The 21,360-nt window shown below is 73.7% G+C and carries 23 protein-coding genes; 6 read left to right on the top strand and 17 right to left on the bottom strand.

What is annotated here, in order from left to right; all coding sequences use genetic code 11:
• Complete coding sequence (locus ACVJO7_RS01535; RefSeq protein ID WP_491671388.1) at positions 1–912, bottom strand: alpha/beta fold hydrolase; 912 nt, start codon at positions 910–912, stop codon at positions 1–3.
• Positions 913–941: 29 nt separating this feature from the next.
• Positions 942–1,856 carry an AurF N-oxygenase family protein gene (locus ACVJO7_RS01540; RefSeq protein ID WP_491671389.1) on the bottom strand — a complete coding sequence of 305 codons (915 nt, stop codon included), beginning with the start codon at positions 1,854–1,856 and terminating at the stop codon, positions 942–944.
• Between the two features lie 118 nt (positions 1,857–1,974).
• On the opposite strand from ACVJO7_RS01540, the gene ACVJO7_RS01545 reads away from it, so the two are divergent.
• Positions 1,975–2,673 (top strand): TetR/AcrR family transcriptional regulator, encoded by a 699-nt coding sequence (locus ACVJO7_RS01545; RefSeq protein ID WP_491671390.1) that lies wholly within the window; start codon positions 1,975–1,977, stop codon positions 2,671–2,673.
• A gap of 5 nt (positions 2,674–2,678) precedes the next feature.
• Positions 2,679–3,002, top strand: coding sequence for a DUF4873 domain-containing protein (locus ACVJO7_RS01550; protein ID WP_491671391.1), 324 nt, complete (start codon positions 2,679–2,681; stop codon positions 3,000–3,002).
• A 92-nt stretch (positions 3,003–3,094) separates the two neighbouring features.
• On the opposite strand, the gene ACVJO7_RS01555 is transcribed toward ACVJO7_RS01550, so the two are convergent.
• Together ACVJO7_RS01555 and ACVJO7_RS01560 are read right to left on the bottom strand one after the other, a co-directional pair.
• Positions 3,095–3,331, bottom strand: a complete 237-nt coding sequence (locus ACVJO7_RS01555) for a DUF3107 domain-containing protein (RefSeq protein WP_344022366.1) — start codon at positions 3,329–3,331, stop codon at positions 3,095–3,097.
• Positions 3,332–3,394: 63 nt separating this feature from the next.
• Entirely contained in the window at positions 3,395–4,063 is a 669-nt protein-coding gene (locus tag ACVJO7_RS01560) for a ferritin-like fold-containing protein (RefSeq protein WP_344022364.1), read from the bottom strand.
• Positions 4,064–4,323: 260 nt separating this feature from the next.
• On the opposite strand from ACVJO7_RS01560, the gene ACVJO7_RS01565 reads away from it, so the two are divergent.
• Entirely contained in the window at positions 4,324–6,162 is a 1,839-nt protein-coding gene (locus ACVJO7_RS01565) for a DEAD/DEAH box helicase (protein ID WP_491671567.1), read from the top strand.
• Between the two features lie 56 nt (positions 6,163–6,218).
• The gene (locus tag ACVJO7_RS01570) at positions 6,219–7,442 is read left to right on the top strand and encodes an Rv3212 family protein (RefSeq protein WP_491671392.1); all 1,224 of its coding nucleotides are present in this window, start codon (positions 6,219–6,221) and stop codon (positions 7,440–7,442) included.
• Here the strand turns inward: ACVJO7_RS01570 and ACVJO7_RS01575 are convergent.
• From ACVJO7_RS01575 to ACVJO7_RS01595, 5 genes are read right to left on the bottom strand one after another with little or no spacing between them, the layout of a single operon-like run.
• On the bottom strand, positions 7,439–8,419 hold the full coding sequence (locus ACVJO7_RS01575) for a hypothetical protein (protein WP_491671393.1): 981 nt from the start codon (positions 8,417–8,419) through the stop codon (positions 7,439–7,441). The two genes, ACVJO7_RS01570 and ACVJO7_RS01575, sit on opposite strands and share 4 nt — an antisense overlap.
• The gene (locus ACVJO7_RS01580) at positions 8,416–9,291 is read right to left on the bottom strand and encodes a RecB family exonuclease (protein ID WP_344023770.1); all 876 of its coding nucleotides are present in this window, start codon (positions 9,289–9,291) and stop codon (positions 8,416–8,418) included. Before ACVJO7_RS01580 ends, ACVJO7_RS01575 begins: the two co-directional genes overlap by 4 nt.
• Positions 9,292–9,340: 49 nt before the next feature.
• On the bottom strand, positions 9,341–10,216 hold the full coding sequence (locus ACVJO7_RS01585; RefSeq protein ID WP_491671394.1) for a PHP domain-containing protein: 876 nt from the start codon (positions 10,214–10,216) through the stop codon (positions 9,341–9,343).
• 26 nt (positions 10,217–10,242) lie between these two features.
• Positions 10,243–10,800, bottom strand: coding sequence for a PH domain-containing protein (locus ACVJO7_RS01590; RefSeq protein ID WP_344023766.1), 558 nt, complete (start codon positions 10,798–10,800; stop codon positions 10,243–10,245).
• 3 nt (positions 10,801–10,803) lie between these two features.
• Positions 10,804–10,929 (bottom strand): hypothetical protein, encoded by a 126-nt coding sequence (locus ACVJO7_RS01595; protein WP_344023764.1) that lies wholly within the window; start codon positions 10,927–10,929, stop codon positions 10,804–10,806.
• Positions 10,930–11,059: 130 nt separating this feature from the next.
• Here ACVJO7_RS01595 and ACVJO7_RS01600 point away from each other — a divergent pair, with 130 nt between their 5' ends.
• The gene (locus ACVJO7_RS01600) at positions 11,060–11,467 is read left to right on the top strand and encodes an NUDIX hydrolase (RefSeq protein WP_491671395.1); all 408 of its coding nucleotides are present in this window, start codon (positions 11,060–11,062) and stop codon (positions 11,465–11,467) included.
• Between the two features lie 15 nt (positions 11,468–11,482).
• Here the strand turns inward: ACVJO7_RS01600 and ACVJO7_RS01605 are convergent, their stop codons facing one another.
• Positions 11,483–11,986 (bottom strand): MaoC family dehydratase, encoded by a 504-nt coding sequence (locus ACVJO7_RS01605; protein WP_344023760.1) that lies wholly within the window; start codon positions 11,984–11,986, stop codon positions 11,483–11,485.
• A gap of 377 nt (positions 11,987–12,363) precedes the next feature.
• Here ACVJO7_RS01605 and corA point away from each other — a divergent pair, with 377 nt between their 5' ends.
• Entirely contained in the window at positions 12,364–13,482 is a 1,119-nt protein-coding gene (corA, locus tag ACVJO7_RS01610; RefSeq protein WP_491671396.1) for a magnesium/cobalt transporter CorA, read from the top strand.
• 20 nt (positions 13,483–13,502) lie between these two features.
• On the opposite strand, the gene ACVJO7_RS01615 is transcribed toward corA, so the two are convergent.
• The 7 genes from ACVJO7_RS01615 to ACVJO7_RS01645 form a co-directional block, all read right to left on the bottom strand.
• Positions 13,503–14,606, bottom strand: coding sequence for a class I SAM-dependent methyltransferase (locus tag ACVJO7_RS01615; RefSeq protein ID WP_491671397.1), 1,104 nt, complete (start codon positions 14,604–14,606; stop codon positions 13,503–13,505).
• A gap of 194 nt (positions 14,607–14,800) precedes the next feature.
• Positions 14,801–15,010: a YbdD/YjiX family protein gene (locus tag ACVJO7_RS01620; protein WP_344023754.1), complete on the bottom strand. Its 210-nt coding sequence runs from the start codon at positions 15,008–15,010 to the stop codon at positions 14,801–14,803.
• On the bottom strand, positions 15,010–17,259 hold the full coding sequence (locus tag ACVJO7_RS01625) for a carbon starvation CstA family protein (protein WP_491671398.1): 2,250 nt from the start codon (positions 17,257–17,259) through the stop codon (positions 15,010–15,012). Before ACVJO7_RS01625 ends, ACVJO7_RS01620 begins: the two co-directional genes overlap by 1 nt.
• A 134-nt stretch (positions 17,260–17,393) precedes the next feature.
• Positions 17,394–17,915 (bottom strand): general stress protein, encoded by a 522-nt coding sequence (locus tag ACVJO7_RS01630; RefSeq protein ID WP_344023750.1) that lies wholly within the window; start codon positions 17,913–17,915, stop codon positions 17,394–17,396.
• Positions 17,916–18,051: 136 nt separating this feature from the next.
• Positions 18,052–19,254 carry an acyl-CoA dehydrogenase family protein gene (locus ACVJO7_RS01635; protein WP_344023747.1) on the bottom strand — a complete coding sequence of 401 codons (1,203 nt, stop codon included), beginning with the start codon at positions 19,252–19,254 and terminating at the stop codon, positions 18,052–18,054.
• A gap of 43 nt (positions 19,255–19,297) precedes the next feature.
• Positions 19,298–20,257, bottom strand: a complete 960-nt coding sequence (locus tag ACVJO7_RS01640) for an HpcH/HpaI aldolase/citrate lyase family protein (protein WP_085911672.1) — start codon at positions 20,255–20,257, stop codon at positions 19,298–19,300.
• Between the two features lie 157 nt (positions 20,258–20,414).
• Positions 20,415–21,341: a PhzF family phenazine biosynthesis protein gene (locus ACVJO7_RS01645; protein WP_491671399.1), complete on the bottom strand. Its 927-nt coding sequence runs from the start codon at positions 21,339–21,341 to the stop codon at positions 20,415–20,417.
• Positions 21,342–21,360 lie beyond the last annotated feature (19 nt).

Consider the following 21,360-nt stretch of genomic DNA (forward strand, 5'->3'; position numbering starts at 1 on the left):
TCACGCCGCCCGGTCGAGCCCGGCCGTCCCGCACACCAGCGCGCCGATCCGGGCCGCCACGCCGGCGACCCGCTCGACGGGCAGCATGTGCCCGGCGTCCGGGAACACGGTCAGCCCGGCCCGGGGCAGCCGGTCCCGGATCCGGCGCGAGTAGCGGGGCGGGGTCAGCCGGTCCCGGGACCCGACCAGCACCTCGACCGGGAGCTCGGCGAACGCGGCCAGCGCCGCGTCCCGCTCGTGCGCGGTCAGCGTCGGGGTGAACCCGGAGATCGTCGTCGGACGGCAGGCGGCGATCGCGTCGCAGGTGAGCCGGACCGCGTCGCGGTCCGGGTGCCGCCCGAGCAGCAACGGCCGGACGGCGGCCCGCAGCAGCGCCGGATGCGTGCTCAGCGCCCGCCGGTCGGTCCACAGCGGACTGACGGTGACCTTCTCCTTGCCGGCCAGGAACAGCTCCGCCGGACGGCCGCTCATGCCGAGCGTCGCCGCCGCGCCGAGCCCGCCGCTGGCGGTGGCGACCAGCGCCACCCCGGCGACCCGGGCCGCGACCAGGTCCGGATGCCGCTGGGCGAGCGACATCGCGGTCATCCCGCCCATCGAGTGCCCGGCGATCACCACCGGCCCGGCCGGGACGACCTGGGTGATCACCTCGGCCATGTCGTCGGCCAGCCGCTCGAGGGTCTTGTGCTCGTCGGGGGTGTCGTCGGACCGGCCGTGGCCGCGGTGGTCGTAGCGGACCACCCGGGCCGGCGGTGCGGACTGCGCGCCGCCGGCCAGCACGTCCGCGACCGGCGCCCAGCAGCGCTCGTCGAGGGTCCAGCCGTGCGCCAGGAGCACCGTCACCGGTGCCGACTCCGGCCCGGACACCCGCACGTACAGCCCGGTCCCGTCACGGGTCACGATCCGCCTGCTCACGTCCGGCTCCTCTCGGTTCTGGCTGGGTCTCAGATCAGGTGGGCGCGCTTCCACAGCAGCTCCGACGGGCCGCCGATGACGCCCTGCTCCCGCAGGAACGGCACGAGCTTGCGGGCCGACCAGCGCAGCATCTCGCGATGGTGCGGATTGGACCGCGCGGCCCGCCGGCCGACCGAGGGCTCGATGCCGACGCTGCGGTACACCTCGGGATGGATCAGGTTCCGGGCGACGACGTAGGCGATCGCCGCGGTCTCGTTCCGGGCCAGCATGCGCTGCGCCGCGTTCGTCCGCGGCATGAGCCGCTGCAGCTCCTCGCGGGCGTAGCGGACGTGTCGCGCCTCCTCCGTCACGTGGATCTTGTTGATCATCCGGGAGAGCGGCTGGACGCGCTCGTCGCGCATCCCCTCGCGCTGCAGCTGGTCGAGGATCTCCTCGACGTAGAGCGTCCCGGCGAACATCGCCGGACCGGTCCCGATCGTCTTCATCACCCGGCCCAGCTCGTGGGTGATCCGGTCCGGCGCGTAGTCCGGGACCCCGTAGCGCTCGGTGGCCTTGGCGAACATCATCGAGTGCCGGCACTCGTCGGCGATCTCCACCAGCGCGTACTGGATGTGCGCGCGGCGCGGGTCGCGGTCGTAGGCGTAGCGCAGCAGCATCTGCATGAGGATCATCTCGAACCACAGCCCGATCCGGGCGACGCTGCAGAACTCGTGCACCGACAGCGTGACCCGCTGCTCCTCGGACAGCCCGTCCCACAGCGGGGTGCCGTACAGCGAGACCCGCTCGGGGACGACGCCGTAGCGGCCCTCGACCAGCGGCGCCTCCCAGTCGATGTCGATCGACGGGTCGTAGGACCGGTCGACCGAGCTGCGCAGCAGCCGCCGCGCGGTGTCCTCGCGGTCGGCCACCCGGGCCTTGCTGCCGGTGCGGGCGGGAGCGCTCATCGGGCACGCCTTCCTGTCTGACGCCGGTCCGGCCGGGGGCCGGATCCGTGGGCGATGTGCTGTTCCGGACACCGCAGGCGACTTGCTGTTACCGGCGGTAACGGCTACCACTGGTAACGTGCCCCAGGAACAGAGGGATGTCAAGCCGGACGCCCGCACCCAGCGCCGCGAGCAACGCCGGTCGGAGATGGTCGATGCGGCCGTCGAGGCCGTCCGCGAACACGGCCCCGGCGTGTCCGTCGCGCAGATCGCCGCGGCCGCCGGGATCACCAAGCCGGTGCTCTACCGGCACTTCACCGACCGGGCCGACCTGCAACGCGCCGTCGGCGAGCGGGCCGCGGAGATGCTGATGGAGCGCATCTACCCGGTGCTCGCGGTGGAGGCCGAGCCGATCGAGCACGTCGCCGCGGTGATCGACGCGTTCCTCGGCGGTGTCGAGGACGAGCCGCAGCTCTACCGGTTCGTCGTCGCCAACCCGGCGGAGCCGGCCCCCGGCGCCGAGATCGTCGAGGACGTCCGTGGCCGGATCGGTGCCCTGCTGGCCACCCTGATCGGTGAGCGCCTGCGCGCCGACGGACGTGACTCCGGCGGCGCCGAGGTCTGGGCGATCGGACTCATCGGGCTCGTCCAGGCCGCCGGCGAGTGGTGGCTGGACCGCCGCACGATGAGCCGGGACGCGCTGACCAACTACCTGTCCGCGCTGATCTGGGGCGGGATCGCCGGCGTCGCCGGGCTGGACGCGCCGACCGCGAACGCCGACATCCTGCGGCTGGTGCCGAACCCGCACACCGCGACCGGCACCGGCCCGGAGGACTGACCGGCATGGACGAGCACGAGCACGGTGACGAGGGGTACCGGGGCCCGGCGACGCTGGTCGTCGACGGCGAGGAGATCCCGGTGGAGGTGCTGCTGGACGCCCGGCACGAGCCGTTCGACGGCCGCCTGCACTGGTCCGGCCGGGTGCTCGCGCATCCGCGGCTGAGCGAACTGCTGGGCGCCCGGGGCGCCGACGCCGAGATCCGGACCCCGGGGCACGCCGCCGCCGGGACGCTGTCCGAGCCGGATCTGTGGGACCGGTTCCGGATCGCCGGGACCGGGCGTCCGCCGTTCGCGCTGGACGACCCGCCGCCGCCGGAGACCGACTGAGCGGCCCCGGCGGCAGCACACGGAAACGGGCCCGGCCCCCGCAGGGACCGGGCCCGCGGCCACCGGTCAGTCGCGCCGGTGGCGCACGCCGCTCAGGGCTTGGCAGCCAGACCGAACCCGACCTTGCGCTCCTCGCCCGGGCCGATCTCCACGTAGGAGATCCGCCCCACCGGGACGACGAAGCGGTTGCCCTGATCGTCGGTCAGGTCCAGCAGACCGTCGTCGGACTTCATCGCCCCGCTCACGAGCTGGGCCACCTCGTCCGGCGTGCGGTCGCTGGACACCACGAGCTCGCGCGGGGTCTCCGCGATGCCGATCTTGACCTTCACCGGTTGGCCTCCCGATCCGTTCACGTCCTGCCCTTGCCGGCGCCAGGCTAGTCCAGAACGGGCTCAGGACAGCCCGAGCCTGCTCATCCGCCTGCCGTGGGCCACCTGGACGGTCTTGATCAGGCCCGCGACGCCGCCCTTCTCCCCCGACCCGAGCACGATGAACTCGGCCAGCTCGTCCCGCTCGGCCACCACCCGCTGGGCGTGCGTGACGGCCTCGCCGAGCAGCCGCCTGCCCCACAGGGCGAGCCGGTCGCGCTGGTGCGGGTTCGCCTCGCAGGCGGCGCGCACCTCGCGCTCGGCGAACGCCGAGTGGCCGGTGTCGGCCAGCACCCGGCGGACCAGGTCACCGGTGGCCGGATCCACCCAGCCGGCGACCTCGCGGTAGAAGTCGGCGCCCAGGCCGTCCCCCAGGTAGGCCTTCACCAGCGACTCCAGCCAGCTCCGCGGGGCGGTCGAGGCGTGGTAGCTGTCGATCAGGGTGACGAACGGCGCCATCGCGTCGGCGATCGCCACGCCTGCCCCGCCGAGGTGCTCCTCGATCAGCCGGAAGTGACCGATCTCCGCGGCCGCCATGGTGGACAGCTGGGCCCGGCCCGCGAGGGTCGGCGCGGCCCGCGCGTCCTCGGCGAGCCGGTCGAACGCGGACAGTTCGCCGTAGCCGAGCACGCCGAGCAGCTCGACGGTCACCGGGGTGGGTCCGGCGGCCGGCGAACCGGCATCGGTGGTCATGGCGGCCACCCTAACCGGATGGTGGGCGGCACCCCGGATGATCACCTGCGGGTGCGCGAGGTATCTCACTCGTCCGGCGCGAGGCGTCCTCGTCGTGCAATGGGACGTCGAGGGGTATCATGCGGACAGCGCGTTGCCGACATGCGGACGACGTGCACACGCGCGGGACCGGGAAACGGGGCGGGCGGGCCGTACCTCGGCCGGCCACATCTCACCGGACCCGCACCCGACATGGTGCGCGCAGCGCCTCGGCGGCTCTCCTGCCCCGACCCCGACGCGGGCGAGCGGCGGTCGACGAGCCACGCCACGGCTCCTGTGCGCGGAGAGAGGCGATCATCCTGTCCGTTCCCGAAGACAGCGCAGAAACCGGTGCCGGTCCCGCCACGGAGACCACCGGTACCGAGGCCGACCCGGGCTTCCTGTCCACCGGCATCACCCCCGCCGAGGCCCCGCTCGGCGTCACCAATCCCGGCGGCGAGAAGCTGCCCCCGACCTTCGCCGAGCTCGGCGTCCGCGAGGAGATCGTCTCCGCGCTCGCGGAGAACGACATCGTCCGCACCTTCGCGATCCAGGAGCTGACGCTCCCGCTGGCGCTGGCCGGTGAGGACGTGATCGGCCAGGCCCGTACCGGCACCGGCAAGACGCTGGGCTTCGGCGTGCCGCTGCTGCAGCGGATCACCCCGCCCGGCGAGCGGGCCGCCGCCACCGCCGAGGGCGAGGCCGCGGACCGCACGAAGGACGTCCCGCAGGCGCTCGTCGTCGTCCCGACCCGCGAGCTCTGCGTGCAGGTCGCGCGGGACATCGCCGCGGCGGGCAAGAACCTGGGCGTGCGGGTCGTCGCCATCTACGGCGGCCGCGCCTACGAGCCGCAGCTGGAGGCCCTGCGCAAGGGCGTCGACGTCATCGTCGGCACCCCCGGCCGGCTGCTGGACCTCGCCGAGCAGCGGCACCTGGTCCTCGGACGGGTCAAGGCGCTCGTCCTCGACGAGGCCGACGAGATGCTCGACCTGGGCTTCCTGCCCGACGTCGAGCGGATCCTGCGGATGCTCCCCGAGGAGCGGCACACGATGCTGTTCTCGGCGACCATGCCGGGCCCGATCGTGCAGCTGTCCCGGGCGTTCCTCACCCGCCCGACGCACATCCGCGCCGAGGAGGCCGACCAGGGCTCCATCCACGAGCGCACCAAGCAGCTCGTCTACCGGGCGCACGCGATGGACAAGGTCGAGCTGGTCACCCGGGTCCTGCAGGCCCGTGAGCGCGGCCTGACCATGATCTTCACCCGGACCAAGCGGACCGCCCAGCGGGTCGCCGACGACCTGGCCGAGCGCGGGTTCGCCGCGGCCGCGGTGCACGGCGACCTGGGTCAGGGTGCCCGCGAGCAGGCGCTGCGCGCGTTCCGCTCGGAGAAGGTCGACGTGCTGGTCGCGACGGACGTCGCGGCCCGCGGCATCGACGTCACCGGGGTCACCCACGTGATCAACTACCAGTGCCCCGAGGACTCCAAGACCTACGTGCACCGGATCGGCCGGACCGGGCGCGCCGGGCGCGAGGGCGTCGCCGTCACGCTCGTCGACTGGGACGAGATGCCGCGCTGGAAGATGATCTCCGACGACCTGTCGCTGGGCATCGACGAGCCGGTGGAGACGTACTCGACGTCGGACCACCTGTTCACCGACCTGGACATCCCGACCAGCGCGACCGGGCGGCTGCCGCTGTCCGCGCGCACCCGGGCCGGGCTCGGCGCCGAGTACATCGACTCCGAGGGCGACCACCAAGGATCGCGCAAGCAGCGCGGCGGCGGCCGCACCGGCCGGGACTCCGGGCCGTCCGCCCAGCCGGGTGACGACGACGGCCGTCGTCCCGCCCGCAAGCGGCGCGCCCGCACCCGGACCCGGGGCGGGGTGACCGTCGACGCCGGTTCCACGGCCGGCGAGGCCCCCCAGGAGTCGTCCGGCTCCGCCGCACCCGCCACCGGCCCCGAGGCGTCCGGCTCCGCCGACGGCGAGGGCACGAAGCCGCGCCGCAGGCGGCGCCGCGGCGGGTCCCGGCGGCGGTCCGGTGGCGAGTCCGCCGACGGGGCCGACGCCGCCGCCAGCTGACGGGCCCGTACCGCGTGTTGCGCCCGCGGAACCTGCGCCGCGCACCGTGGCCGCAGGTGCCCGCCGAACGACGACACCGCGGCGACCGCATGGTCGCCGCGGTGCTCGTGCTGCTGCTCGGCGGCGTGGCACTGCTCTACGGCGTGCAGAGCCCCGCGGCCAACACCGAGTCGGTCCCGGCGACGACCGCCGCCACCCCGCCGCCGCCGGCCGGCCCGGTCCCCGCGTCCTTCGACGAGCTGTGGCGGGCGGCCAGCCCGGCCACCCCGGTCCCGCTGGTCGCCGGGGACGGCGTCGTCGTCGCCGAGGGGACCCGGCTCTCCGGGCGCGACGCCGTCACCGGTGCGGAGCGCTGGTCGTACTCCCGCGATCTCGCCCTGTGCACGACCGGGTTCGCCGACGGCCGCGTGATGGCCCTCTACCGCAACGACGAGTACTGCTCCGAGCTGACCACGCTCGATCCCGGTACCGGCGGGCGCGGCCCGAACCGGACCCTGGACGCCCGCCCGGGGACCCGGCTGATCGGCCAGGACCCGGTGCTCGCGACCGGCGAGGACTACCTGGAGACGTTCCGCTCGGACCTGGTGCGGACCGCGGAGTACGGCACCGTCCGGGCGCCCGCCGAGCCCGGCACGCAACCGCGCAGCGGCTGCACCTTCCGGTCGTTCGCCGCCGCCCAGGACCGGGCCGGGGTGCTGGAACGCTGCCCCGGTGAGACGACCGAGCGGCTGTCCGTGCTCCGCCCGAGCAGCACCGACGGCGACCGCCCCGCGTTCGACTCCTCCGCCGAGATCGGCACCGACGGGGCGCAGCTGATCGCGCTGTCCCCGGAGCGGGCCGCCGTGCTGCTGCCCGGCGTGCCGCGGCTCGCCCTGTTCGACCGCGGTGGCCGCCGGATCGGCGAGTTCCCGGTCGCCGCCGGCGCGACCATGTCGGTGCCCGCCGACGGCGTCGCGCGAACCCGCACCGGCGGGCCGGACGATCCCACCCGCTACTGGTGGACCGGTGGCGCCACCGTCGCGCTGGACGCGGGCACCCTGCAGCCGCGCTGGTCGGTGCCCGGCACGCTCGGCCCGGGCACCCGGTACGGCGACCGGCTGCTGGTGCCGGTGCCGGGCGGGCTGGCCGACGTCGATCCGGCCGACGGCGCGGTCCGCCGCACCCTGCCGGTCGACCGCGGGGACCGGACCGGACCGGTGCAGGTCGCCGCGCAGGGCGGGCTGCTGGTGGAGCTGCGCGGGACCGAGATCGTGGTGCTCGGGCCGGCGGCCCGCTCCTAGAGGAACCAGCCCAGGCCCAGCACCAGCGCGACGGTGCCGATCACCCCGAGCGCGGCGAGCGTGCCGGTCCGGTCGGCGCGCCGGTCCGCGACCACCTGCCCGGTCACCGCGACCACCGCGGCGACCAGGTGGGCGGCGATCGCCCCGGTGCCGGGGCCCGGCACGCCGTTGCGCCCGGCCAGCCACTCCACGACGACGAGTCCGGCCGCCAGCACGACGAGCCCGCCGGCGAGCACCCCGGCCAGGCCGCGCAGGAGGCGGCCGGGACCGGACACCCGGACCGGCGGGTCGACCGGCCGGGATTCCCGGTCCCGGCCGGCACCGTCCCGGCCGGCGTCGCCCGGATCGGCCCGGCCGGCGCCGCCGCGGCGGCGGGCGGGCGGGCGCGATGCGGGATGGTCGTCCGGTCCCGGGTCGGCGGCCCCGCCGCCGATCCCGCGCCGGGAACCGGCTCCCCCGCGGGCACCGAGCGCGCCGCGGCGCACCGTGGGCGGGTCGACGGGGCCGTCGGTCCGGCGGCCACTGTCCGGGGCTCCGCGCCCACCGTCGCGGGCACCGGCGCGGCGCGCACCGTCCGGGGCACCGGCACCGCGCCCACCGTCCGGGGCACCGGCACCGCGCCCACCGTCCGGGGCACCGGCACCGCGCCCACGGTCCGGGGTTCCGGCCCCGCGCGCACCGTCCGGGGCGCCGGGGCGGCCCCGGTTGTCGGGCGGCCCGATCCGGCCCGGTGCACCGCCGGCGGGCGGCGCCGCACCGCGGCCGCGGGCCTGCGGCGGCGCGGGACGGCGCGGCGGGGCCGGGTGACCGGTCGGCCGGGTCGGTGGCTCGACGCCCGGTGCGGGCGGCTGCGGCCGGCCCGGGCCGGCGGCGCCCCGGGCGGGCGGGCCCCCCGGCGCGGGCCCGGATGCGGGCGGGCGGCGGGCGTCCGGCGCGGGATGCCCGGCCCGGTCGTGGTGGTCCGGCACGCGCGTCACGGGACGAGCAGATCCCACGGCCGCGGCTCGGGCACCGCGGCCCGGCCGTCGGCGCAGTGCCTGCGCACCGGGCAGGTGCCGCACTGCTCACCGGTGCGCGGCGGGAACGCCTCGTCCGGCCCGGCGCCCGCGGCCAGCGCCGCGACGGCGTCGGCCGCCCGGACCGCGGTCGCCTCGGCGGCGGACACGTGCCCGGCCAGCGAGCTGTCGTCGTGCTCCCAGACGGCGACCGTGCCGGTCGGCACGTGGTGCAGCTCCACCTGCCGGCACCGGCGGTGGAACACCTCCCCCGCGGCGACGGCGTAGAGCGCGAGCTGGCGGGAGTCGCGGGCGTCGGTGTCGGTGGGGACCCGGCGGCCGGTCTTGAAGTCCACCACCCGCAGCCCGCCGTCGGGTCCCGCGTCCAGCCGGTCGATCCGGCCCTCCACCAGCAACGACCCGACCGGCGCGCTCACCCACCGTTCGACGGCGACCGGCTCGGCGGTGCCGGCCGGGCCCTCGGCGGCCGCGGCCAGCCAGTCGGCGGCCCGGTCCCGGTAGCGCGCGGCCTGCGCGTCGTCCCGGAAGCCCTCCCCGTTCCAGTGCTTCCCGACCAGCGCGGCGGCCTGCGCCGGGGTGCGCCGGTGCGCCGGCAGCGACGCCAGGGAGCGCAGCGCGAGATGCACGACCGCGCCCAGCGTGGTGTGCGCGAACGCGCCGCCGCGGGCCGGGGCGGGCCGGTCGACGTGCAGCATCCGGTAGCGCCGCGGGCAGGCGTCCCAGGTGTCCAGGCGGGCCGGGGTCACCCGGTGCAGTGCGGTCGCCCCGAAGTCGGGATCCAGCAGGTCCAGTCCGAGCTGGCCGTCCGGGGACCCGGTGGCGGGAGGGGCCATCCGGCAACGGTACAGCGGCCGGGAGCCCGCCCGACCGGCGCCGTGCTGATCAGCCGCCGACGGGCTTCACCCCGGTCGTGCGGTCCACGATCGCGGCGTACACCTCGGGATCGGTGGTCTCCTCGGCGAGCGGGGTCGGCTTGTTCGTGCCGTGGTAGTCGCTCGATCCGGTGACGAGCAGACCGTGCTCGGCGGCGAGTGCGCGCAGCAGCCCGCGGTCGTCGGGCACGTGGTTGGGATGGTCCACCTCGATCCCGGCCAGCCCGCGGCCCGCCAGGTCGACCAGCACCGACGGTTCGATCACGGTCCCGCGGACCCGGGCCAGCGGGTGCGCGAACACCGCGACCCCGCCGGCCGCGGAGATCATCTCGACGGCCGTCTCGACGAGCGTGTCGGCCCGCGGGACGTAGTAGGGGCTGTCGTTGTGCAGCAGCTCGGCGAACGCCTCGCTCACCGACCCGACGACGCCGGCCGCGACCAGCGCGCGGGCCAGGTGCGGCCGCCCGGCGCTGGCGCCCTCGGGCAGGTGCGCGAAGACGCCGTCGACGTCCACCGGGTACCCGTCGGCCGCCATCCGGCCGATCATCGTGTGCAGCCGCTGCACCCGCTCCACCTGCAGCCGCTCCTGCTCGGCGACGATCGCCGGGTGCTGCGGGTCGAACAGGTAGCCGAGCAGGTGCACCGAGCAGCGCGGCTCGCCGTCGCGGCCGGTCGGGCTCAGGCAGGAGAACTCGGCGCCGCGGACCAGGGTCAGACCGGGCGGGAGCGCCGCGACGGCGTCGTCCCACCCGATGGTGGTGTCGTGGTCGGTGATCGCGACGACGTCCAGCCCGGCGGCGGCCGCCGCGCGGACCAGCCCGGCGGGGCTGTCCGTGCCGTCGGACGCGGTGGAGTGGGCGTGCAGGTCGATCACGGGCCGGGACACGTCCCGACCCTAACCGGCGGCCGGGATCAGCGCCGCCAGCGCGGCTTCGCCAGCATCCCGGTGGCGCGGGTCTTGCCCTTCTCGCCGAACACCAGCTCGGAGAGCGCCTCGTAGATCTCCTCGGGGCGGGGCATGTAGTCGATCCGGTTGAGCGCCTGGATCTGGCCCGCCGACTCGACGACCATCGTGCCGTAGCCGAGCATCCGCCCGGACAGCGTGCGCTGGAACGTCAGGTCGGTGACCTTGCCCAGCGGCATCATGCCCACGTTGTGCACGATGATGCCCTGGGCGATCATCACCCGCTTGTCGGTGATGACGATCCGTTCGATCCACCACAGGATCGTCAGCGCCGTGAACCGCAGCACCGCGACCAACACCAGGTAGAACGTCAGGTTGTCGACGACGACCTCAACCGCGGGGCTGTTCCCGGCCCGGTTCATCAGCAGCTCGAAGCCGACCACGACGGCGATGAACAGCGTCGTCTGCGTCATGTGCCTCGCCATGACGGCCCAGTGCTGGCGCACGCGGATGACCCGCCGCTCCGTGGGGAGCAGGTACTCGTCGATCTCCCGGGGCGCGAGCACGACTCAGAGCAGCGACGTGACGAACGTCGACACCGACTGCGCCGCGTCGTAGAGGATGTTGCCCACGTTCGTCACCGAGTTCGCCGCCGCCTGCGGCGCGGTCACGACCAGGAAGATACCCAGCGCCACAGCGACCAAGATGAGAATCTTGCGCACGTTACCCGTCACCCGTTCCGGCCCGTTGGGACAACCTCGACATTGGTACCCGAACCCGCCAAGGCACGGGTACCGGCACCCGAGCAGCGTACCGTCATTCCGGATGACCGACAGTAGCCGACACATCGCCTGCGTGGGTGGAATCGTCCATGACCCGGACGGCCGACTGCTGCTGGTGCGCAGGGCGAACGAGCCCGGTCGGGGACTGTGGTCGGTCCCCGGCGGGCGGGTCGAGCCGGGTGAGGACGAGCGGTCCGCCGTCGTCCGCGAGCTCGCCGAGGAGACCGGCCTGTCGGTCCGGCCCGGCGAGCTCGCCGGCGTCGTCGTCCGCGGGCCGTACCGGATCGCGGACTACCGGTGCGACCTCGCCCCCGGTTCACCCGTCCGGCCCACTGCCGGGGACGACGCCGACGACGCCCGGTTCGTCGATCTCGCCGGCTACGACGCGCTGCCGGTGGTGGACGGGCTCACCGGGGTCCTGCGCGGGTGGGGCGCGCTGCCCCGGATCTGACCCGTCCGGCCGGGCTCAGCCCTGCGGCGTGGGGCGGCCGGGCTGCTCGCCGCCGCGGGCGTCGCCGTAGGACTGCTTCGGCACCATCACCTTGCGCCGGAAGGTGCAGACGACGGTGCCGTCCTGCTTGTAGCCGCGGGTCTCGACGTACACGACGCCGCGGTCGTCCTTCGACTTCGACGGGGTCTTGTCCAGGACCTCGGTCTCGCCGTAGATGGTGTCGCCGTGGAAGGTCGGCTTCGTGTGCTTGAGCGACTCGACCTCGAGGTTGGCGATCGCCTTGCCGGAGACGTCGGGCACCGACATGCCCAGCAGCAGCGAGTAGATGTAGTTGCCGACGACCACGTTCTTGCCGAAGTCGGTGGTCTCCCCCGCGTAGTGCGCATCCATGTGCAGCGGATGGTGGTTCATCGTGAGGAGGCAGAACAGGTGGTCGTCGTACTCGGTGACCGTCTTGCCGGGCCAGTGCTTGTAGACCGCACCGACCTCGAACTCCTCGTAGTAGCGCCCGAACTGCACCGTTCACGCTCCCATCACGTTCTTGATCCGTTGCGGGGGTAATCTATCGGGCGACCCGCGCGGGCAGCGGCGGTCCAACTCACACGCGCACGGTCGGGCATCTCACATTCCCGACACGTTCCGCGCGCGATGTTCGATGCACGGAGCAACGATCCGAGTGGGAGCGGGGAGGTGAGCGCGGTGTCGCCCGAACAGTCGTCCGAACCCCAGGCACCGGTGAGCAGTACGTGCCGCCTCCCGCCGCCCGTCACCCGGACGGTGCACCCCGGCTGATCCCGGCGGGAGGCGTGACCCGTGTCCGGCGGCCGCCGCGGCGGTCGCACGTCCACGAGCCGTGCTCGCCCGGCGAGCCGGCCCGCCGCCCGGAGGTCCCCGTGATGCCCTCGCTCTCCCAGCTCCGCCCCTCCATCCGCTCCGCCGCAGGCCGCACCCGGCGCGCCGACCGGATCGCGGCCCGCGCCGAGGCGGAGCGCCCGGCCCGGCTGCGCGTGCCGCTGTCGGCCTACGTCGTCGACTGCGGCGTGTACGTCGACGGCGAGCGGCTCCCCGGCCGCTGGACGCACGACGAGGCGATCGCCGAGGTCCGCGAGCGCGGCGCCGGGTTCGTGTGGATCGGGCTGCACGAGCCGGACGCCGAGCAGATCTCCGGTGTCGCCGAGACCTACGGGCTGCACGAGCTGGCCGTCGAGGACGCGGTGCACGCGCACAACCGGCCGAAGCTGGAGCGCTACGACGAGACGCTGTTCATGGTGCTCAAGACGGTCCGCTACGTGGGGCACGCGGACCCGACGACGGCGAACGAGATCGTCGAGACCGGCGAGGTGATGGCGTTCCTGGGCCGGGACTTCGTGGTGACGGTCCGGCACGGCAGGCACACCGGGCTGGGCGAGGTGCGGCGGCGGCTGGAGGACGATCCGGAGCGGCTGCGGCTGGGCCCGGCCGCGGTGCTGCACGCCATCGCCGATCACGTCGTGGACTCCTACATCGAGGTCGTCCGGCAGATCGAGAACGACCTGGACGCTGTCGAGGCCGAGGTGTTCTCGCCGGGCTCGACGATGAACCCGGAGCAGATCTACGTGATGAAGCGGGAGATCCTCGACCTGCGGCGCTGCGTGATGCCGCTGGTCGGGCCGATGCGCAAGCTGTCCGAGGGCTACAGCGCGCTGGTGCCGCACGACGTGCGGTCCTACTTCCGCGACGTCGACGACCACCTCGGCGGTGTCGCCGAGCAGGTCGCCGGGTTCAACGAGCTGCTCACCACGCTGGTCGACGCCGTCCTCGCGAAGATCAGCATGCGGCAGAACAACGACATGCGGAAGATCACCGCCTACGCCGGCCTGATCTCGGTGCCGACGATGATCGCCGGCGTCTACGGGATGAACTTCGACTACATGCCCGAGCTGCACTGGAGCTTCGGGTACCCGATGGTGCTGCTGATCATCGCGACGATCTGCACGCTGCTGTACCGCAACTTCCGCCGCAACGGCTGGCTGTAGCAGGTTCTGCCGGCCGGGGCTCAGACCCGTGGGGCGCCGGCCGGTGGGGTGGGCGGCTCGTCGTCGTCCCCGGGGGTACCGCCCGGGCCGGCGGCGGTTTCCGCGTCGCCCACGGTGACGTCGTCGGAGTACCCGGGGCCGCCGGCGTCCCCGGTGGCCTCCGGCGGCAGCTCGTCGGCATAGCCCGGGTCGTCCGGGCCGCCCTCGTCGACCGGCTCGGCCTCGTCCGGGCCGGTCGGGTCCGCCCGGTCGTCCGGGTCCGCCGGGCCGTCCCGGTCGTCCGGGTCCACCGGGCCGTCCGGGTCGGCGGGCGGTCCGGGCTCGGACGGCGCCGGCCGCCAGCCGGCCGCGGCCAGCGCGGACGAGCGGGCGATCCGCTCCCCCACCACGTCCGGCTCGTCCGGCCGCCTGCCGAGGAAGGTGTGCACCAGGTGCTGCTGCAGGCCGCCGACGGTCTGCACCCGGACGTCGGAGAACCCGGCCCGCTCCATCCGGTGCACCATCTGCTCCGGGCCGCCCGCGCCGCTGATCCGCTTCGCCCGGTAGCGCGCGAGATCGGCGACGCCCCAGCGCATCGCGGCCATCGGGACCAGGTAGGTCCAGGCGGCGGTGGCCCAGCGCATCCGGCCGCGGGTCCCGCCGACCGCGTAGTCGTGCACCGCCAGCGGCGCGCCGGGCGCGAGCAGGGCGAGCAGGCGGCGCAGGCCGTGCTCGGCGTCGGGCAGGTTCGACACCAGGTAGGAGGCGAGGATGCCGTCGAACGGGCCCTCGATCCCGGCCTCGGCGAGGGTCTCCAGCTTGGCGTGCACGAAGGTGACCCGGGGCGACCAGTTCTTCTTCCTGGCGACCGCGAGCATCTCCGCGGAGGCGTCGACGGCGACGACCTCGGCGCCCTTCACCGTCGTCAGCAGCGCCTCGGTGGACACCCCGGTGCCGCAGCCGATGTCGAGCAGCCGCAGGCCGGGCCCGTCACCCAGACCCATCCGGGACGCCGAGACCCGCAGGTGCGCCTTGTAGCTGGGGATGGAGCCGACGAACCCGTCGTACCCGCCCGCGCCGCGCCCGTAGGCGCGGTGCACCGTGGACGGGCGGATCTCGTCGGTCTGCCGCGCCTCGCCGTTCACGGGCGTGATCCTGCCCCGGCGGGCACCCTCCCCGGAACCCGACGCGCCCGGGCGATACCGGTACGGGCCCGGTCGGGGTGGGCTCACCACCCACCCGACCGGGCCCGATCCCCCGTTCGGGAGCCGTCACACCACCCGTGCGGCGCAGCGGTTCCCGGGGCCGGTCGGCGCCCGGGACCGTTCCGCACGCTCGCTCAGCAGCACCGGCCCTGCGGGTTGTTCTCCTGGTGCTCGGTCCGGGCCCGCCAGTACTCCCGCTCGGTCATCGGCGGGTGGTCGTGCCCGGCGCGGCGGTGGTGGTCGAGGTAGCGCTCGTAGCGGTCTGCCCCGATCACGCCCCGCCACCACCAGGCGAGGCCGCGCAGGCCGTCCCGCACCGCCTCCGCCCGCCCGGCGCCGGCCATCAGTGCCCGGCCCGCACGCGGTCGCCGACCGCCTCGGTCCAGCGCTTCTCCAGCTCCTTCTCGGCCGGCGAGGCGATCAGCCCGGACGGCGCGTAGATCTGCGACGGCACCGGCGGGTCCTCCAGCTCGGGACGGCCGCCGATGGCGATCGACCGCCAGGCCGAGAGCACCGCGGTGACGATCACGATGATCGCCAGCGTCACGAACAGGATGGACAGCGAGCCCTGGATGAAGGTGTTGCGGACGACCGCGGCCATCGCCTCCGGGGTGGCCGCGTTGCCGAAGCTCGTCTCACCGGCCGCGATGGCCTCCCGGAACGCGAAGTGCTGCGCCCAGTAGCCGATCGCCGGCTTCAGCGAGAAGATCTTGAACATCGACGCGGTGATCGTGACGACCGCGGCGAACGCCAGCGGCACCCCGATGATCCACAGATACCGCACCTGCCCGCGCCGGGCCACCAGGGCCAGGCAGACGGCCAGCGCGATCGCGGCGAGCAGCTGGTTGGCGATGCCGAACAGCGGGAACAGCGTGTTGATCCCGCCGAGCGGGTCGGTCACGCCCATCACCAGGATCGCGCCCCAGCCGCCGACCATCAGCGCGGTGCAGATCCAGGCGCCGACCCGCCACGACGTGTCCCTGAACCGCGGGACGACGGTGCCGATCGCATCCTGCAGCATGAAGCGCGCCACCCGGGTGCCCGCGTCCACCGCGGTGAGGATGAACAGCGCCTCGAACATGATCGCGAAGTGGTACCAGAAGCTCATCATCGACGGGCCGCCGATGAACTGCTGCATGATGTTCGCCAGCCCGACCGCCAGGGTCGGGGCGCCGCCGGTGCGGGAGACGATCGACTCCTCGCCGACCAGCGCCGCGGTCGACGCGAGCTGGTCCGGCGTGACGTTGACGTTCATCAGGCCCAGCGAGTTCACGAACGCGGCCGCGCCCTCGACGGTGCCCTCGGTGAGCGAGGCGGGGACGTTCATCGCGAAGTACAGCCCGCGGTCGATCGACAGCGCCGCGACCAGCGCCATGATCGCCACGAACGACTCCATGAGCATGCCGCCGTAGCCGATGAAGCGGGTCTGCCGCTCCTTCTCGACCAGCTTCGGGGTGGTGCCCGAGGAGATCAGCGCGTGGAACCCGGAGAGGGCACCGCAGGCGATCGTGACGAACAGGAACGGGAACAGCGACCCGGCGACGACCGGGCCGTCGTCCCGCCCGGCGAACTCGCTGAACGCGGGCGCCGCCAGCTCCGGCCGGACGACGATGATCGCCACCGCGAGCAGCACGATGGTGCCGATCTTCATGAAGGTCGACAGGTAGTCGCGCGGCGCCAGCAGCAGCCACACCGGGAGCACCGCGGCGACGAAGCCGTAGATGATGATGCCCCAGGCGATCGTCACCCGGTCCAGGGTGAACAGCGCCTGGCCCCACTCGGTCTCGGCGACCCAGCCGCCGGCGACGATCGCGGCGATCAGCATCGCGAAGCCGATCCAGGAGACCTCGGAGACCTTCCCGGGCCGCAGGAAACGCAGGTAGACGCCCATGAACAGGGCGATCGGGATGGTCAGCGCCACCGAGAAGACGCCCCACGGGCTCTCGCCGAGCGCGTTGACCACGACCAGCGTGAGCACCGCGATCAGGATGATCATGATCGAGAGGGTGGCGACCAGCGCGGCCGTGCCGCCGACCCGGCCGAGCTCCTCGCGGGCCATCTGACCCAGCGAGCGCCCGCCGCGACGCATCGAGAAGAACAGGACCAGGTAGTCCTGCACCGCACCGGCCACGATGACGCCGACGATGATCCAGATCGTGCCGGGCAGGTACCCCATCTGCGCGGCGAGGACCGGGCCGACCAGCGGACCGGCGCCGGCGATCGCGGCGAAGTGGTGGCCGTAGAGCACCCGCCGGTCGGTCGGGACGAAGTCCTGGCCGTTCTCGGCGTACTCGGCGGGGGTGGCCCGCCGGTCGTCCGGCTTGAGCAGCTTCCGCTCGATGTAGGTCGAGTAGAAGCGGTAGGCGATCAGGTAGGTGCTGACCGCCGCGAACACGAACCAGATCGCGTTCACCGTCTCGCCGCGGACCAGGGCCAGCATCACCCACCCGAGGCCACCCAGCAGCGCGATCGTCGTCCAGATCGCGATCTTGAGCGGCGTCCATGTGCGCCGCTCGGCGAGGAACACGTCCTCGTCCACCGCGGCCGGCGGGAGTTCCTGCCCCGCCGCACCGCCGCCTGACACCTGTGTCATAGCGCGTCCCTCCCGGTATGTCCGAGGCGGACTATAAGCAGTTCGGTGCGGAATGAAAGGGCCTTGTGGAGATCTTGAGGAACGAGACCGTCGTCACCCCGGCGGGTGACGGCGGCCGTGATCGCGCTACCGGCTCAGAAACCTCCGCCGGGGCTGCCCATCGCGAGCCGGGCGAGCATCTCGCGGGCCTGCTCGGCGTTGCGCGGCTCGCACAGCACGTCATACCGGCCGGCGACCATCTGGCTGGCCGACTGGAAGTCCCGGCGCCCGCGGCTCGCGCCGTAGCCGACGGCCGCGAACACCATGCCGAACACGGCGCCGGACGCCAGGCCGACGACGATCGGCCAGAAGCTGCCGTCCGGCGAGAACAGCGACAGCAGCAGACCGACGAACAGACCCAGCCAGGCACCGGACGCGGCGCCCGAGCCCAGCACCCGGCCCCAGGTGAGCCGGCCGATCACCCGCTCGACCAGCATCAGGTCGACGCCGACGATCGTCACGTCGCGGACCGGGAAGTCCGAGTCGGCCAGGTGGTCGACGGCCCGCTGCGCCTCCTCGTAGGTGGCGTAGGAGCCCACCGGCCACCCGGTCGGCGGGGTGGGCAGCTGCGGCAGGCCCGGTGCCGGGCGTGCCTGGCCGCCGAAGGGGTTGGTCATGGCGATTCTCCTCGCAGGTGGTGTTCCGCTTCTGCTACCGGGCAACGGTCGACGGCCGTCCGGTGTGCCCGAGGAGACTAGCGACGTCTCGCACGTCACGTGCGCGCACGACGCGCACGTGACGTGCGGCGTAACCTCAGCGCAGCTTGTAGTCGCGCAGCAGGCCGCGGGAGATGATCGTCTTCTGGATCTCCGAGGTGCCCTCGCCGATCAGCAGGAACGGCGCCTCGCGCATGAGCCGCTCGATCTCGTACTCCTTGGAGTAGCCGTAGCCGCCGTGGATCCGGAACGAGTCCTCGGTGACCTCCTTGCAGTACTCCGAGGCGAGCATCTTGGCCATCCCGGCCTCGACGTCGTTGCGCTCGCCGCGGTCCTTCAGGCGCGCGGCGTTGACCATCATCAGGTGCGCGGCCTCGACCTTGGTCGCCATCTCGGCGATCTTGAACGCGATCGCCTGGTGGTTGACGATCGGCTTGCCGAAGGTGGAGCGCTGCTGCGCGTACTCCACGCCCAGCTCGAACGCCCGGATCGCGATGCCGCAGGCGCGGGCCGCCACGTTCACCCGGCCGACCTCGACGCCGTCCATCATGTGCGCGAAGCCCTTGCCGCGCTCCCCGCCGAGGATCTGCCCACCGGGGACCCGGTGGCCCTTGAACACCAGCTCGGTGGTGTCGACGCCCTTGTAGCCCATCTTGTCGATCTTGCCGGGGACGATCAGGCCGGGCGCGACCTCGCCGTAGCCGGTGGGCTTCTCGACCAGGAACGTCGTCAGGTTCTGGTGCGCCTTCTCGGCGCCCTCGTCGGTCCGGACCAGCACCGCGGTCAGGTTCGACGTGCCGCCGTTGGTCAGCCACATCTTGGCGCCGTCGATCACGTAGTCACCGCTGCCGTCGCCGGCCTCGACCGCCTTCGTCTTGATCGCCGCGACGTCCGAGCCGAGATCGGGCTCGGACATCGAGAACGAGCCGCGGGTCTCACCGGTCGCCATCGCCGGCAGATAGCGCTGCTTCTGCTCCTCGGTGCCGTGCTGGCGGAGCATGTAGGCCACGATGAAGTGGGTGTTGATCACACCGGAGACGCTCATCCAGCCGCGCGCGATCTCCTCGACCACCAGGGCGTAGGTGAGCAGCGACTCGCCGAGCCCGCCGTACTCCTCCGGGATCATGAGGCCGAACAGCCCCATCTCCTTCATGCCCTCGACGATGTCGGTGGGGTACGCGTCCTCGTGCTCGAGCGCGGTCGCGTGCGGGATGATCTCCTTGTCCACGAAGCTGCGGACGGTGGACAGGATCTCGGTCTGGATGTCGGTCAGACCGGCGGTCTGCGCGAGCCGCGCCATCTGTGTTCCTCCTGAGCGTCTCTGGTCAGCTGCCGCGGCGTGCTCACGCCTCCGGCGGGGTCCACTTGTCGGTGCGGGTCATCCCCGCGGCGCGGCCCTTGCCCGAGATGACCAGGGCCATCTTGCGGCTGGCCTCGTCGATCATCTCGTCGCCGATCATCGCGGCGCCCCGCTTGCCGCCCGCCTCGGAGGTGAAGTACTCGTAGGCGTCGAGGATGTTCTCGGCGTGGTCGTAGTCGCTCTGCGCCGGCGAGAAGGTCTCGTTCGCCGCGTCGATCTGGCCGGGGTGCAGCACCCACTTGCCGTCGAAGCCCAGCGCGGCCGAGCGGCCGGCCACCCTGCGGAACGCGTCGACGTCCTTGATCTGCAGGAACGGGCCGTCGATGGCCTGCTTGTCGTGCGCGCGGGCGGCCATCAGGATCGACATGAGGATGTGGTGGTAGGCGTCGCCGACGTCGTAGCCGGGCGGCTGCTCCCCCACCACCAGGGACTTCATGTTGATCGAGGCCATGAAGTCGGCCGGGCCGAAGATGATCGTCTCGACCCGCGGCGAGGCGGTGGCGATCGCGTTCACGTTGGTCAGGCCGAGCGCGTTCTCGATCTGGGCCTCGATGCCGATCTTCCCGACCTCGTAGCCGATCGTCTTCTCGATCTGGGTGAGCAGCAGGTCCAGCGCGACGACCTGCTCCGGGGTCTGCACCTTCGGCAGCATGATCGCGTCGAGATTGGCGCCTGCGCCCTCGACGACCTCGGTGACGTCGCGGTAGGTCCACTCGGTGGTCCAGTCGTTGACCCGGACCACCCGGATCTTCTCGCCCCAGCCGCCCTCGTTCAGCGCCTCGACGATCGTCTTGCGGGCTCCCGGCTTCGCCAGCGGGGCGCAGGCGTCCTCCAGGTCCAGGAACACCTGGTCCGAGTTCAGCGTGCGCGCCTTGTCGATGAACTTCTGGCTCGACCCGGGCACGGCCAGGCAGGACCGGCGGGCGCGGAGGGTGGTGCTCACAGGCTGGCTCCTCGTCGAGTTCGTCCTCGCCCGCGCACCGGGGACGGCGCGGCGGGCAGTCGGGCTGCTGGGTGATGCTGGCACGGCGACCCGCCGGACGCCCCGCCCAGGTGATTGGTTTCTCACCCGCAGGTGGTCACGAGGGGTTACCCGCGAGTCAGTCCTGTTCGGGAGGTGGGGTCAGGGATCCGCTCGCCACGGCGGCGACGGTGCCGCCCACCCAGGTCCCGACCGGCCGTCCGCCCGCCGTGCGCACGCCCGCGTGCAGCGTCGAGGGCCGCCCCATCTCCGCGCCCTGGGAGACGACGAACGCGTGCTCGCCGTCGTCGGGCACCAGTCCGCGATCGGCCAGGAACACCCCGAGCGCGACGGCCGCGGACCCGGTCGCCGGGTCCTCCGGGACCCCCGAGGCGGGCGCGAACATCCGCGCGTGCACCCGCTCGGCGGTCGCGTCGACCGCGGCGACGAGCACCCCGATCACGTCGCCGGGCAGCGCGGCGATCGCGGCGGCGTCCGGGCGGGCCCTGGCGACCGCACCCGGGTGCACGAGCAGGATCGCGTACTCGACGCCGGCGCCGGCCAGCCCCGGGGAGGCCGCGCCGTCGACGTCGTCGGGCCCGAGCCCGACCGCGGCGGCGAGCGCGGCCGCGTCCAGCTCGTCGCCGACCGACGGCGGGCCGCCCTCGACCCGGGCGCCGCTGCCGTCCACCAGGACCGGGAGCAGTCCGGCGCCGCACTCCTGGATCCGCTCGCCGTGCCCGATCACGCCGTCCCGGGCAAGCACCCAGGCGGTGCCGACGCTCGGGTGCCCGGCGAAGGGCAGCTCGCGGCGCGGGGTGAAGATCCGCACCCGGTAGTCGGCGCCCGCGTCGGCGTCGCCGGTCGGCGGCAGCGGGAAGGCGGTCTCGGACAGGTTGAACTCCGCGGCGATCGCCTGCATCCGGGCCGTGGAGAGCGCTTCGGCGCCGTGCACCACGGCGAGCTGGTTGCCGGCGTAGGGCCGGTCGGTGAAGACGTCGACGAGGTCGTAGCGCAGCGGGTCCGGGCCGGGCCGGTGCACGGGTTCGGGATGCGGCTCGTTCACGTCGCGCGAGCCTAATCAC

The organism is Pseudonocardia sp. DxW (assembly GCF_058448985.1).